This window comes from Methylobacterium sp. E-065 (assembly GCF_022829605.1).
Classification (GTDB): domain Bacteria; phylum Pseudomonadota; class Alphaproteobacteria; order Rhizobiales; family Beijerinckiaceae; genus Methylobacterium.
On sequence record NZ_JAKSYD010000253.1, the window covers coordinates 16,437 to 29,235 of the forward strand.

At 68.7% G+C, this 12,799-nt stretch carries 12 protein-coding genes; 9 read left to right on the top strand and 3 right to left on the bottom strand.

All coding sequences use genetic code 11. The features are described 5' to 3' along the window. Positions 1-135: 135 nt before the first annotated feature. The 5 genes from MKK84_RS28695 (at position 136) to lptB (ending at position 6,536) form a co-directional block, all read left to right on the top strand. The gene (locus tag MKK84_RS28695; protein ID WP_409566555.1) at positions 136-2,124 is read left to right on the top strand and encodes a potassium transporter Kup; all 1,989 of its coding nucleotides are present in this window, start codon (positions 136-138) and stop codon (positions 2,122-2,124) included. Positions 2,125-2,233: 109 nt separating this feature from the next. Then, positions 2,234-4,066: a molecular chaperone HtpG gene (htpG, locus tag MKK84_RS28700; RefSeq protein ID WP_243925488.1), complete on the top strand. Its 1,833-nt coding sequence runs from the start codon at positions 2,234-2,236 to the stop codon at positions 4,064-4,066. 213 nt (positions 4,067-4,279) lie between these two features. Next, positions 4,280-4,999 (top strand): LPS export ABC transporter periplasmic protein LptC, encoded by a 720-nt coding sequence (lptC, locus tag MKK84_RS28705; RefSeq protein ID WP_243925490.1) that lies wholly within the window; start codon positions 4,280-4,282, stop codon positions 4,997-4,999. A gap of 2 nt (positions 5,000-5,001) precedes the next feature. Beyond that, positions 5,002-5,676, top strand: coding sequence for an LptA/OstA family protein (locus MKK84_RS28710; RefSeq protein ID WP_409566556.1), 675 nt, complete (start codon positions 5,002-5,004; stop codon positions 5,674-5,676). A gap of 8 nt (positions 5,677-5,684) precedes the next feature. After that, positions 5,685-6,536 (top strand): LPS export ABC transporter ATP-binding protein, encoded by an 852-nt coding sequence (gene lptB / locus MKK84_RS28715; protein WP_243925494.1) that lies wholly within the window; start codon positions 5,685-5,687, stop codon positions 6,534-6,536. On the opposite strand, the gene MKK84_RS28720 is transcribed toward lptB, so the two are convergent. Both MKK84_RS28720 and MKK84_RS28725 read right to left on the bottom strand, forming a co-directional pair. Next, on the bottom strand, positions 6,431-7,003 hold the full coding sequence (locus MKK84_RS28720; protein ID WP_243925496.1) for a hypothetical protein: 573 nt from the start codon (positions 7,001-7,003) through the stop codon (positions 6,431-6,433). The genes lptB and MKK84_RS28720 overlap by 106 nt on opposite strands. Beyond that, positions 7,000-7,725: an MFS transporter gene (locus MKK84_RS28725; protein WP_243925498.1), complete on the bottom strand. Its 726-nt coding sequence runs from the start codon at positions 7,723-7,725 to the stop codon at positions 7,000-7,002. The genes MKK84_RS28720 and MKK84_RS28725 overlap by 4 nt, the downstream gene beginning before the upstream one ends. A gap of 129 nt (positions 7,726-7,854) precedes the next feature. Between MKK84_RS28725 and MKK84_RS28730 the strand changes: the two genes are divergently transcribed. Then, positions 7,855-8,133: a DUF4258 domain-containing protein gene (locus MKK84_RS28730; RefSeq protein ID WP_243925500.1), complete on the top strand. Its 279-nt coding sequence runs from the start codon at positions 7,855-7,857 to the stop codon at positions 8,131-8,133. Beyond that, positions 8,130-8,327, top strand: a complete 198-nt coding sequence (locus MKK84_RS28735) for a DUF2283 domain-containing protein (protein ID WP_243925502.1) — start codon at positions 8,130-8,132, stop codon at positions 8,325-8,327. Before MKK84_RS28730 ends, MKK84_RS28735 begins: the two co-directional genes overlap by 4 nt. A 96-nt stretch (positions 8,328-8,423) precedes the next feature. Here MKK84_RS28735 and MKK84_RS28740 read toward each other — a convergent pair whose 3' ends face one another. Beyond that, positions 8,424-9,575 (bottom strand): dimethylmenaquinone methyltransferase, encoded by a 1,152-nt coding sequence (locus tag MKK84_RS28740; RefSeq protein ID WP_243925503.1) that lies wholly within the window; start codon positions 9,573-9,575, stop codon positions 8,424-8,426. Between the two features lie 182 nt (positions 9,576-9,757). On the opposite strand from MKK84_RS28740, the gene MKK84_RS28745 reads away from it, so the two are divergent. Together MKK84_RS28745 and MKK84_RS28750 are read left to right on the top strand one after the other, a co-directional pair. Next, the gene (locus tag MKK84_RS28745) at positions 9,758-11,071 is read left to right on the top strand and encodes an MFS transporter (protein ID WP_243925505.1); all 1,314 of its coding nucleotides are present in this window, start codon (positions 9,758-9,760) and stop codon (positions 11,069-11,071) included. 600 nt (positions 11,072-11,671) lie between these two features. After that, a complete protein-coding gene (locus MKK84_RS28750) occupies positions 11,672-12,775 on the top strand; it encodes a helix-turn-helix transcriptional regulator (RefSeq protein WP_243925507.1) in 1,104 nt (367 codons plus the stop codon). Positions 12,776-12,799: the final 24 nt, after the last annotated feature.

The window sequence follows — 12,799 nt, forward strand, 5'->3', positions numbered from 1 at the left end:
GGCGGACACGCCACTGTCATCACGTTCGGGTGACAAGTTTTGGCTCCGATCGCCTCTCAGTTGATCGGAGTCTATCGCCGCAGAGCCGACGCGCTATGGTTTCGCCAATAGCGACGCCATCGCCGGGACCCGCCCGTGAGCCAAGCCTTGAACCCTGCGGCAGCCCCAGCGGTCGATCTGCCGGCCGCGCGCGTGCCGCGCAAGCCCGGCGCGGTCCGGCACGGCCCCGGCACGGCACTGATGCTCGGCGCCCTCGGCGTCGTCTACGGCGATATCGGCACGAGCCCGCTCTACGCGTTCAAGGAGGCCGTGAAGGCCGCCACAAGCGGCGGCGCCTCGGTGCCGGCGGCGGCCACCGGCGCGGTGTCGCTGATCCTGTGGTCGCTGATCCTGATCGTCTCGCTGAAATACGCGGTGCTGATCCTGCGGGCCGACAACCGGGGCGAGGGTGGCATCGTCGCCATGCTGGCGCTGCTCGGCGCACGCCAAGCGCGGCCGGGCTCGTGGAAGGCGTTGCTCCTCGTGGTCGGGCTGGTCGGGGCGGCGCTGCTCTACGGTGACGGGGCGATCACGCCGGCGATCTCGGTGCTCTCGGCCGTCGAGGGCTTGAAGGTCGATGCGCCGTCGCTCGGGCCCTACGTGGTGCCGATCACGCTCGTGATTCTGGTTGGGCTGTTCATGGTCCAGCACAAGGGCGTGGCCGCCATCGGCCGGGTGTTCGGGCCGGTCATGCTGGTCTGGTTCGTGGTGCTGGTGCTGCTCGCGATTCCGAGCATCCTGCACGCACCTCAGATCCTCGCGGCGGCCAATCCCTGGCGGGCCGTCGACTTCCTGATCCACGCGGGCTGGCACGTCAGCTTCCTGATGCTCGGCGCGGCGTTCCTGGCGGTGACGGGCGGCGAGGCGATGTATGCCGATCTCGGCCATTTCGGCGCCCCGGCGATCCGCATCGCGTGGTTCGCGCTCGTCCTGCCCGCCCTGCTGATCCACTATTGCGGGCAGGGCGCCCTGCTCATCGCGGACCCGGGTGCGATCGAGAACCCATTCTACTTGTTGGCGCCGGATTGGGCGCATTATCCGTTGGTCGCGCTTGCCACCATGGCGACGGTCATCGCCTCGCAGGCCGTGATCTCGGGCGTCTATTCGCTGACCCAGCAATCGATCCAGCTCGGCTTCATGCCGATGATGCGGGTGGTCCACACCGATCAGGACGAGCGTGGCCAGATCTACGTGCCGGCGGTGAACTGGCTGCTCGCCATCGCGACGCTCACCGCGGTCGTGGTGTTCGGCTCATCGGACGCGCTGGCCGGGGCCTACGGCATCGCGGTCTCGGCGCTGATGGGCATCACCACGCTGCTCGCGGCCTTGATCGCGCTGCGCTGGGGCTACAATCCCATTCTGGTCTTCGCGGTGAACGGCTTCTTCCTCGCCATCGACCTCGTCTTCTTCGCGGCCAACAGCGTGAAGCTGTTCGAGGGTGGCTGGTTTCCGTTGCTGCTCGCCGGGGCGGTCGCTTTCCTGATGCTGACGTGGATGAAGGGCAACCACGTCCTCGAAAATGTCCGGCAGACCATGCGCATGTCGGAGGCGACGTTCCTGTCCCGCCTCGGCTCGCACCCGCCGGTGACGCTGCCCGGGACCGCCGCCTTCCTCACCGCCGCCACCGAGGGCATCCCGATGGCGCTCGGCCGGCTGATCGAGCGCAGCCGGTGCCTGCACGAGCGGATCCTGCTGATCACCGTGATCTACGAGGAGGAGCCGGTCATTCCCGCGAGCGAGCGGGCGCAGGTGACCCTGGTGGCGCAGGGGATCCGCAAGGCGATCTCGAAATACACGCCCGGCATGGAGCGCGTGGTCCTGCGCTACGGCTTCATGCAGACCGCCTCGATCCCGGAGGGGCTGCACTGCGCCGTGGCGAGTGGCTTGCTGCCGCCGGAATATCTGGAGGACATGACCTACTTCGTCGGCCACGAGGTGGTGATCCCGTCGCCGACTCATCCCGGCATGGCGCCGTGGCGGGAGGGCCTGTTCGCGTTCATGAAGCGCAACGCCGAGCGCACCGGTGCCCATTTCGGATTGCCGACTCGGCAGATCGTGGAGGTGGGGACCGAGATCGAGATCTGATCGGACGCGGCGCGTCGAAGGCCGAAGCCGACCGTCTTTCACATTGAAAACGGCCGCGTTCGCAAGCATATCGCCACCGCGCATTTTCCCTACAGCGGAGGCATCACCCGTGAGCGAGACGATCGAGCGGCATGAATTCGGGGCGGAGGTGGGACGCCTCCTCGACCTCGTCGTGCACGCGCTCTACTCCGACCGCGAGATCTTCCTGCGCGAACTCGTGGCCAACGCCGCCGACGCCATGGACCGGCGGCGGTTCGAGGCCCTGACCTCGGCGGCAAGCGCCCTGCCGCCGGACGCAAAGGTCCGGATCGCGCCCGACAAGGAGGCGCGGACCTTGACGGTCTCGGATGCCGGCATCGGCATGACCAAGGAGGATCTCGCCGCCAACCTCGGCACCATCGCGCGCTCCGGCACGCGAGCCTTCTCGCAGACGCTCGAAGCAGCCAAGGCCGAGGACCGGCCGAGCCTGATCGGCCAGTTCGGCGTCGGCTTCTACTCGGCCTTCATGGTGGCCGACCGGGTCACGGTCACGTCGCGCCGCGCCGGCAGCGACGAGGCCTGGACCTGGGCCTCGGAAGGGCAGGGCAATTACACGCTGGAGCCGGCCACGCGCTCTGAACCCGGCAGCGATATCGTCCTGCACCTCAAGGCGGATGCCGACGAGTATCTGGAGCCCTACCGGCTCGACCACCTCGTGCGGAAATGGGCCGACTTCATCACCGTGCCGATCGCGATCGTGCGCGACGGCAAGGAAGAATCGGCCAACCAGGGCACCGCCCTCTGGCGCAAGGCCAAGTCCGAGGTGACCGAGGAGCAGTACGAGGAGTTCTACCGCTCGCTGGGCATGAACTTCGACAAGCCCTGGGCGACGCTGCACTGGCGCGCCGAGGGGCAGCTCGACTTCTCCGCGCTGCTGTTCATCCCGGGTTCCAAACCGTTCCAGGCGCTCGAGAACGAGCGGCAGAGCAAGGTCCGCCTGCATGTGCGGCGGATGTTCATCACCGACGAGGCCGAATTGCTGCCGCCGTGGCTGCGCTTCGTCCAGGGCGTGGTCGATACCGAGGACCTGCCGCTCAACGTCTCGCGCGAGATGCTCCAATCGACCCCGGCGCTGGCCCGGATCCGGCGGGCGGTGACCGGCCGCGTCGTGTCGGAACTCACCAACCGGGCCAAGGATGCCGAGGGCTACCAGCCGTTCTGGGAGAATTTCGGCCCCGTCCTGAAGGAGGGCATCTACGAGGACTTCGAGCGCCGAGGCGAGATCGCCCCGCTGCTGCGCTTCCGCTCCTCGGCGGTGGAGGGCTGGACCTCGCTGGCCGACTACGTGTCCCGGATGAAGGACGGGCAGGAGGCGATCTACTACCTCGTCGCCGACGATGCCGAGGCGCTGAAATCGTCGCCCCAGCTTGAGGGCTTCAAGGCCCGCGGCCTCGAGGTGCTGCTCCTCTCGGATCACGTCGATGCCTTCTGGCCGGACCAGCTCGGTACGTTCGACGAGAAGCCGCTCCGCTCGATCACCAAGGGTGGGCTCGACCTGTCGAAGTTCGCGCTCGAAGGTGAGCAGCCAGAGGCGCCCGAGGGCATCGATACCTTCGTGGCGGCCGTGAAGACGGCGCTCGGCACCGAGGTCTCGGACGTCCGCACCACCGACCGGCTGGTCGATTCGGCGGTGGTGCTCTCGGCCGGCAGCGGTGGGCCCGATCTGCAGATGCAGCGCCTGATGCGCCGGGCGGGACGCGCCGGCGCAGGTCAACCGGTGCTGGAGATCAATCCGCGTCACCCGCTGATTCGTGCGCTCGCTGCCGCGCCCGAATCGGAGGTGCCGCAGGCGGCCGGCACGCTGCTCGACCTCGCCCGCATCCAGGATGGCGACAGCCCGCGCGATCCGGCGGGCTTCGCGCGCACGGTGGCGGCGGCGCTCGCGGCAGCGCACACCGCGTAGGTGGGGCAGGACAAAGCGCGGGCCTAGCGGCGTGTGTCTACGCACATGCCGCGAGGACATTGATAAGTTCGGTTGATCAAACGGAAATGGTCAAGCCATAACTTCGCCACTGGCCGGGAGCATTGCCCGGTCGCTGGCGCGGGCGCGGTGGGGGCCGCAGGCGTCTGATCCGATCCCTTTCGCGCGCGGCCCGCCGCGCCTCACGGACGCTGCATGAACCCGGTCGAGGCTGAAGCCGGCACCAGACAGGCGGTCGCGGCGGCGCGAACCCGGGCTCACGCCCGGGCGTACCGCCACAGCGGCCGCGTGCGCACGATGCGCCGCCTGATCCCGGTGGCCGCCGGCGGCGCGGTGGCGCTGCTGCTGGCCTACCTGTTCAATCCTTTCGCGGCCCACCTGCCCGGCGTCTCGGTTGGCGCCGTGACGCTCGCCGGCTCAAAGGTGCGCATGGAGAATCCGCGGCTCGCGGGGTTCCGCCAGGGCACCCGCGGCTACGAGGTGACGGCGGACGCCGCCCTGCAGGATGTGCGCAAGCCGAGCCTGATCGAACTGCAGCATATGCGCGGCCACATCGCCACTGACGACCAGGGCGGCATCGCCCGCCTGTCGGCTGCCTCCGGCCTGTTCGACAGCGCCCGCGAGGCCCTCGATCTCAAGGACGACATCCGGATCTGGACAGACAAGGGCGAGGAGGCGCGGCTGCGCTCGGCCGCCGTGACGTTCAAGACCGGCGCGATCACGTCGCAGGAGCCGGTGACCGTGTCGAGTTCGCGCGCCACCGTCAACGCCGATTCCCTCGACGTGGTCGAGAGCGGTAAGCGGATCTCGTTCGTCGGCAACGTCCACGTGGTCATCGTGAACGAGGATCAGGCCGACAAGGCCCCACTGCGCATCCAGACGTCGGATGCGCGGCCGGCGGAGGATGCCCGGTGAGCGTGCTCCGCATTCTCTTCGCCGTCCTGGCGTCCGGGCTGGTCCTGGGCGGTCCGGCGCTGGCCGAGAAGCCGGCGGCGCGCAAGGATTCGCCGTTCGGCAATATCGGCGGCAGCGGCAAGGATCCGATCAAGATCGACGCCGATCGGCTCGACGTGTTCGACCGGGAGAACAAGGCGGTCTTCGCCGGCAACGTCGTGGCCGTTCAGGGCGACAGCACGATCCGGTGCTCGACCATGACGGTCACGTACAAGCGTGGCAAGGATACGCCTGGGAAGGATACGCCCGGCAAGGACGCCAAGGGTGCGCCCAAGGACGAGGGCGCCGAGGCGGCAGCCCCGCGGAACCCGGCGGAGAACGGGATCCAGAAGGTCGACTGCGCCGGCCCGGTGACGGTGGTGCAGAAGGATCAGGTCGCCACCGGCGACCACGCGGTGTTCGATCAGGATGCCAAGCGCATCGTGCTGACCGGCAACGTCGTGCTGAGCCAGTGCCAGAACGTCACCCGCGGCCAGCGGCTGGTCTACGACATGAATAGCGGCCGGGCCAACATGGACCCGGTCGCGGGCGGTCGGGTCTCGGCTCTGTTCGTGCCGGGCGAGAAGGCCGACGGCAAGGACGGCAAGGCGAAGGGCTGCGCGCAGCCGCCGCCCAAGCCGAAGGCGCAGGTCGATTGAGCGGCGCCGTGGCGTTCCAGGCCGGTCCGCAGGAGCCGGCGACCCGTGCCGGCTGGCTCGGGCGCCTGTTCGGTCGACGGGCGCGCCAGCCGGAGGACGCCGGGCCCGCGGACCGGTCCGCAGTGGATGACGGCGGCCCCGGCATCCTCTGCGTGCGCGGCCTGCGCAAGAGCTACGGTGCCCGAACCGTGGTGCACGAGGCAGGGCTCACCGTCCGCACCGGCGAGGCGGTCGGGCTGCTCGGACCGAACGGCGCCGGCAAGACCACGATCTTCTACATGATCACCGGGCTGGTGGCGGCCGATCGCGGCGACATCACCCTGGACGGCCTGCCGATCACCCATCTGCCGATGTACCAGCGGGCGCGGCTCGGCATCGGCTACCTGCCGCAGGAGGCCTCGATCTTCCGGGGCCTGAGCGTCGAGGACAACATCCGCGCCGTGCTGGAGGTGGCCGAGCCCGACCGCAAGGAGCGGGCGCGCAAGCTCGATTCCCTGCTGGAGGAGTTCGACATCGCCCGCCTGCGCAAGTCGCCCTCGATCGCGCTCTCGGGTGGCGAACGGCGGCGCTGCGAGATCGCCCGGGCGCTCGCCTCCTCGCCGACCTTCATGCTGCTGGATGAGCCCTTCGCCGGCATCGACCCGATCGCTGTGGGCGATATCCAGGATCTGGTGAAGCACCTGAAGCAGCGCGGAATCGGCGTGCTGATCACCGACCACAACGTCCGCGAGACGCTGGGCCTGATCGACCGCGCCTACATCGCCCATTCCGGCCGCATCCTCACCGAGGGCACGCCCGAGGAGATCGTGGCGAACCCCGAGGCGCGGCGGCTGTATCTCGGCGAGGACTTCAAGCTCTGAGGGCCAGCTTGGCCCCCGCCGGGGCGGCGGCGCGTCAGCGCTAGGAACGTCGCCGTTGCGGTCAGCACGCATCCAGCCGCCAGCAGGAGGACGGCCTCGCAGCCGAACGTCGTCAGGACCGTCGCCAGGATCGGCGGGGCGACCGCCGTCACGAGGTTCAGGGGAAGCGCGATGCGCTTGGCGGCGCGCGCATAGGCGGACTTGTCGTAGAAGGCGCGCGGCAGGGTCGCATGTACGACCGCCAGAATGCCGCTGCCGAGACCGTAGATCAGGATGAAAACCATGACCGCGCCTGCGGTCCCGCTGTCTGCAGCGAGCAGAAGCAGCGCCGTCACCACGAGAACGCCGGCGAACACGCCGCTGATCAGCCCGTCCCTTCGGCGGCCGCCCAGGAAGTCGATGCCCCGCGCACCGACCTGGACGATACCCAGCATCGAGCCGTAGCCGACGGCATCAGGCCGGCTCAAGCCCCCGGGGCGACGAGCAACTCGATCAGCGTGGCGCTAAGACCGAAGGTAACGAACGCGTTCAGGGTGATCCCGCAGGCGATCAGCCAGAACGTGCTTGTCCGCGGTTGCGGCTCGGGTGCAGCCGGTAGCGGCTCGATCCCGGCGGCGGGCTCCGCGCGCGGTGGCAGGCCCCACCGATACAGGGGCAGGCAGACAAACCACATCGCCGCCGCGTAGACGAAACAGGTGCCGCGCCAGCCGCCGAGACCGGTCAGGAAGGCTGTGGTTGGCCAGAACAGGCTGCTCGACAGGCCGGTCGCCAGCATCAAAGCCGCGATGGCCCGCCGGGCGCCGGGCCCGGCGATCTCATTCAGTAGGATGTTGGCCGCGTTGGTCAGCGTCGCGCTGCCGGCCACGACGAGGACGATCCAGGCCGCACAATACGAGACCGGACCGTTTGCCAGGGCCAGCCCGACGAAGCCCGGACCTGCCAGCGCGCGTCCGGCCATCATGACAGTCCTGGCCCCGTACCGGACGAAGGCACGCCCGAGGATCGGCGCGGACACGCCCATGGTGGCGTAGAGAATTGCGTTTCCGGCGAAGACCGAGGGCACATCCATTCCGAGATCGGCCACGACCTGGGGGGCGACGACCGCCGTGAGGCCGACGCTGCCCCAGCCAATGATTTGCGCAACCGCGAGGATGATCAGGACGCGGAGGCTCGCACGGTTGGGGTGCATGGGCGATGGTGTCTCTTGTGCCGGACAGTGGCCACGCTCGGCGAGGGCTGTGGATACGTTCGGATTGGCGCGCGACAGGAGAATGTTGGAGGGCCAAGAAACCGCGTTCGCGGTGCGAGGGGGACGGCCGTGGAAACGGTTCGTGTACACTGGAGCGATCATGCGCTCGGACGCATGCGGCTGCGTGCGATCGAACCGCTTTGGGTCGAGCGGGTTTTGGCGGATCCGGAACTCGTCGAAGTGGATCCCGATTACCCCGGGCGTCTCCGCGCCTTCGGTCGCGTGCCCGAACGCGACGATCGTGTGCTGCGCGTGGTATATGAGCCGCTTCAGGACGGCGCGGAAGCCTTGATCGTTACGGCTTTGCTTGATCGAGGTCGTACGCGCGACTGGAGGAAGACGCGATGAAATCCGAGTACGACCCCGTCGTTGACGCGCTGTATATTCGCCTCGCCGAGACGTGCGTGGTCGAGAGTGAGGAAATCCGCCCCGGTTTCATTGTAGATCTGGATGCGGACGGCCGCATCGTCGGCGTCGAGATCCTCGACGCCAGCAAGCAGGTGGCGCCCGGGGCTGTGTTGGAACAGCCTCACGCGGCGTGAGCCGATTGCGAAGCGTCCCTTCTCTACGGCGTTCCGCCCACCCTCATGACGGGAGCAGCAAGCGCTCCTCTGAATGGGCGGCCAACGCCGCCGACATCAGCCTTTCCAATTCTTCAGCGCCGCGAACGGGCTATCCGCGCCCGCGGGCTTCTCCGGATTCAGCACCGGCTCCACCTGCGCGATGGCATCCGCCATCGAGAAAGCCGAGCCGTTCTGAAGCCGGCCGCCCGCGGCGTCCCGGTGGCCGCCGCCGCGGAACAGGCGGGCGCCATCGAGCGCCGTGCCGTTGTTGGAGCGGAACGACAGCGTGCCCATCCGCTGGACGTTGACCACGCGCGTCGCCCGGCCGGCATCCATGATCAGGTCGGAGACCCGCTGGAAGGTCCCGGAATCGAGGGCGAAGGACAGGAGCGTGCCGTCCTTCAGCGGGCGGAACAGCGCGTCCGAACGGGCGAGTGCCCGGGCGAGGCGCATGCGCGTGGTGAGTGCGGGATCGTCGTCCGGCGCGTCGCGCAACAGGGCCTCGACCACGCCGGTGCGGATCGCGGTGGCGCGCTGTTCGAGCTCGGCCGGGCTCGCCCCCGTCCGCAGGGTCTCGGCCGCAGCGAGCAGGATGTCGGACACGAACCGGTCGTGCCAGGGATGCCCCACCGGCACGAAGCTCGACACCGCCTCCCAGAACATCTCGTCGAGCGCCAAACCGCCCCGGAAGGCGGGACTGTCCTTGCGCCAGATATCGACGGCGTCGATCGCAGCGAGCAGGCTGGTCAGGTCGGTCTGGGGCTCATGGGTCGCGAACAGGGCCCGATGCTCGAAGGTCATCCGCGTGGCGCAGATGTCCTCCTCGATCAGAATCGCGATCTCCGGATCCTCCATGTCGACCCGGTTGAGGCCCGGCCGTCCCGCGTCGGCGGACGGGTCCAGCCCGAGACGGCGCAACTGGTCGAGGGACGAGGCGTGATGGTCGAGGACGACGAGGCGGTGCTTGCGACCCTCCTCGCGGCGCCGGTTCAGCGCGGCGAACTTCTTGAGGCCCGCGATGGTCTGCTCCTCCAGGCCGAGGTCGGTCATCAGCAGGGTCTCGCCCTCGGCCGCCCGGCCGAGGCGCTTGACCTCGTCCTCCAGGACCGGGCCGACATCGCTGTAGCGCGGCACATGGATGACGCGCTCAACTGTGGCGCAGGCGGCCGCCACCGTCGAGGCGCCGTAGCCGTCGAGGTCGTGATGGGTGATCTGGGTCAGGCGCACGCGGAGCTGTCTCGGACGGTGACGGAGGAGGACGGTCTACGACGACAGGCTCCCCGAGGCGAGGGGTGACGGCTCTTCCGTCCGGCGGCGTTCGATGCAGAATGCGTGTGGGCCGTCATTGAGTCGCAAATGACCGGACGGCCCCGGAGCCCCGAACGGGCCCGTCATTCGGGAGAAACGCCATGGCCCTGGCCGCTTCACCGCGCGTCAAGCGCATCCAGACCGTCTCGCTCGCGCTGCTGGTGACGGCCGGGGTCGTCAACTACGTCGACCGTGCGACGCTGGCGGTCGCCAATCCGCTGATCCGGGCGGATCTCGGCCTGTCGATCCCCGACATGGGCCTGCTTCTCTCGTCCTTCCTGTGGGCCTACGCCTTCGCGCAACTCCCGGCCGGTGCCCTGGCGGACCGGCTCGGCCCGCGCCTGACGCTCACCCTCGGCCTGACCTGCTGGTCGCTGGGCCAGATGCTGGGCGGCGCCGTGACCTCGTTCTGGCAGTTCGTGAGCGCGCGCATCGTGCTCGGCATCGGCGAGGCGCCGCATTTCCCGACCTGCGCCCGGGTCTCCCGCGACTGGTTCAACATTCGCCAGCGCGGCACCGCCACGGGGATCTGGAACTGTGCCTCCTCGCTCGGCACGTTCCTGGCCCTGCCGCTGTTGACCTTCCTGATGGTCAGCTTCGGCTGGCGCGCGATGTTCGTGATCATGGGCGGGGCGGGGCTCATGCTCGCCGCTCTCGTCTATGCGGTTTTCCGCAACCCGCGCGAGTCGAACCTGACCCCGGCCGAGCGCGCCTTCCTGGAGGAGGGCGACGCGCCGAACGCGAGCCGCTCCGTCACCTGGAGCGCGTGGCGGCGGCTGTTCGGCTTCCGCACCAGCTGGGGCATGATCGTCGGCTATTTCGGCTGCATCTACATGACGTGGCTCTACACCGCGTGGCTGCCGAGCTACCTGGAGATCGAGCGCCACTTCACCCTGCAGAAGACCGGGCTCATCGGCTCGATTCCGTTCGCGTTCGGCGTCATGGGCGGCATCCTGGGCGGCCGCGTCGTGGACATGCTGGTGCGCCGCGGCGTCGATCCGATCCGCAGCCGCAAGATCCCGATGGCCGCGTCCCTGGTGGCGACGGCGTTCTTCACCGTGGTGGCAGCCCTGACCCCGAGCGACACGCTGGCCATCGCCAGCATCTCGGCCTCGCTGTTCCTCGTCTACATGAGCTCGTCGGCCGCTTGGGCGATGGCCTCGGTGGCCGCCCCGGCGAGCTGCACCGCCTCGCTGGGCGCGATGCAGAATTTCGGCGGCTACATCGGCGGCGCCCTGGCGCCGATGGTGACCGGGTTCATCGTGGGCGGGACGGGCCACTTTTCCATGGCCTTCATCACCGGCGCAGTGATCGCCCTGGTGGCGGCGCTCGGGTACTGGACGCTGATTCAGGAGCCGATCACCGAAGAGGCTCCGACGAACGGCTTCGTCGGCGGCCTGCACCCCGCCGAGTAGGCCAGCGTCGGCGAACGGGCCGCGCCGCGCGCCCTCTGGCGAAATCGCCAACAGCTCGGCGCGCGCCGACGGGTAATAGGCTCAAATTCAAGCCCTTTTCCCTCCCCCTTGTGGGGAGGGGCAGGGGTGGGGGTGGTGCAGGATCGAGCCGTCCGGTGCCTCCTGCGCCACCCCCAACTCCAACTCCTCCCCACAAGGGGGAGGAAAGCGCGGCGGCGCATTGATGTGACCGTCTTTGCACGCATTCCGTGAGGATCTCGCCCGCACTCTCGGATGAAGGTGATGGGATTTTCGGATGGCTTGGCCATACGGTGCCGTTGCGTCGCCGCCACGTCCGACGTCCGCCCCGTGATGCGCCAATTCGCCGGTCCAATCCGGTATCGAAATCCCCAACGGGGATCGGGCAGCAATCAAGGGGGAAAGCCGCGCATCTTCTTTCCTTCGCGTTGCCCAATATCGGTATCCGTTCAATCCGATACTGTAATAACGTCGCGATCGAGGGGATAGTATATAAATTTTGATGGATATCAGATTTTGAGTGTGTACATTTGTATCTGGAGCGTCGGGCTCGTAGAATAAGTGTCCCTGGAGGCCGGTCAAATGTCTGGCCTGGAACGCGATTACGTCCCCCGATTGCGGGACGATCTGGAGTCGAGATTCCAGGAGGATCTCGAGGAAGCGGTCCTCGATGCGAGCCGCTGGCCCGACCTGATCGAGCGGGCCGCGCGCAGCTCCGGCAGCGCCGGAGCGCTGCTCCTGCGTACGGACCGGACGGGACTCGACGCGCTGTGCACCCAATCGCTGGCCGAGCCCGCGCGCCGCTATTTCGATGAGGGTTGGCATCGGGAGGATCATCGCCTGCGCGGCCTGCCGACGCTGCGAACGCGCGGCGTCACGGTCGATCTGGATTTCACCTCCCCCGACGAGATCGCGCGGCTACCCTACTATCAGGATCTGCTCGGCTCCTGCGGCCTGCGCTGGTTCGCGGGCGTCGGGTTCGAGGTGAAAGGTCGGCTCTGGTGCCTGTCGCTGCAGCGGACGGTGGCGCAGGGGCCCTATGAGGCGCATGAGCAGCAGCGGCTGGCGACCCTGTCGCCGCTTCTGCGACGGGCGGGCCTGTTGACCCTGATGGTCGAGAAGGCGCGGCTCGCCGGCCTGAACCAGGCCTTCGACGTGATCGAGCGCGCCGCTTTGGTCCTCGATTCCGAGGGGAAGGCGTTGTGCTGGAATGCGGCGTTCACGGCGCTGCTCGGCCGCGATCTGAAACTCGCCTGTGGACGCCTCGTCGCCGAGGATCCGGAGGCGGCGCGGCAGCTGGAGGCTCTGACACGTCCGTGCGGGCGGGCGCCGATCTCGGCCGTCGTGGTGGCGCGCCGGGATGCGGAGCCGGTTGTGATCCACGTCGTGCCGCTGGTCGGGCCGAGCCGGGGCCTGTTCGCGGGGGGCCGGACGCTGCTCCTGTGCCGCGAGGCCGGGACGATGCCGGTCCCGGCCTCGGCAATTCTTCAAGGCGCCTATCGGCTGACACCCGCGGAGGCGCGCCTGGCGCAGGCCCTGTCCGGGGGGGAGTCCCTCGCGGAGGCGGCGTCCCGGTTCGCCATCGCGGCGGCGACCGCCCGCTCACAGCTGAAGGCGATCTTCGCCAAGACCGGTGCGACCCGGCAGGCGGATCTCGTCCGGCTGGTGGCAGGGCTCGCGCGCTGATCGCTACGCCCGTCGGGCGGGGCG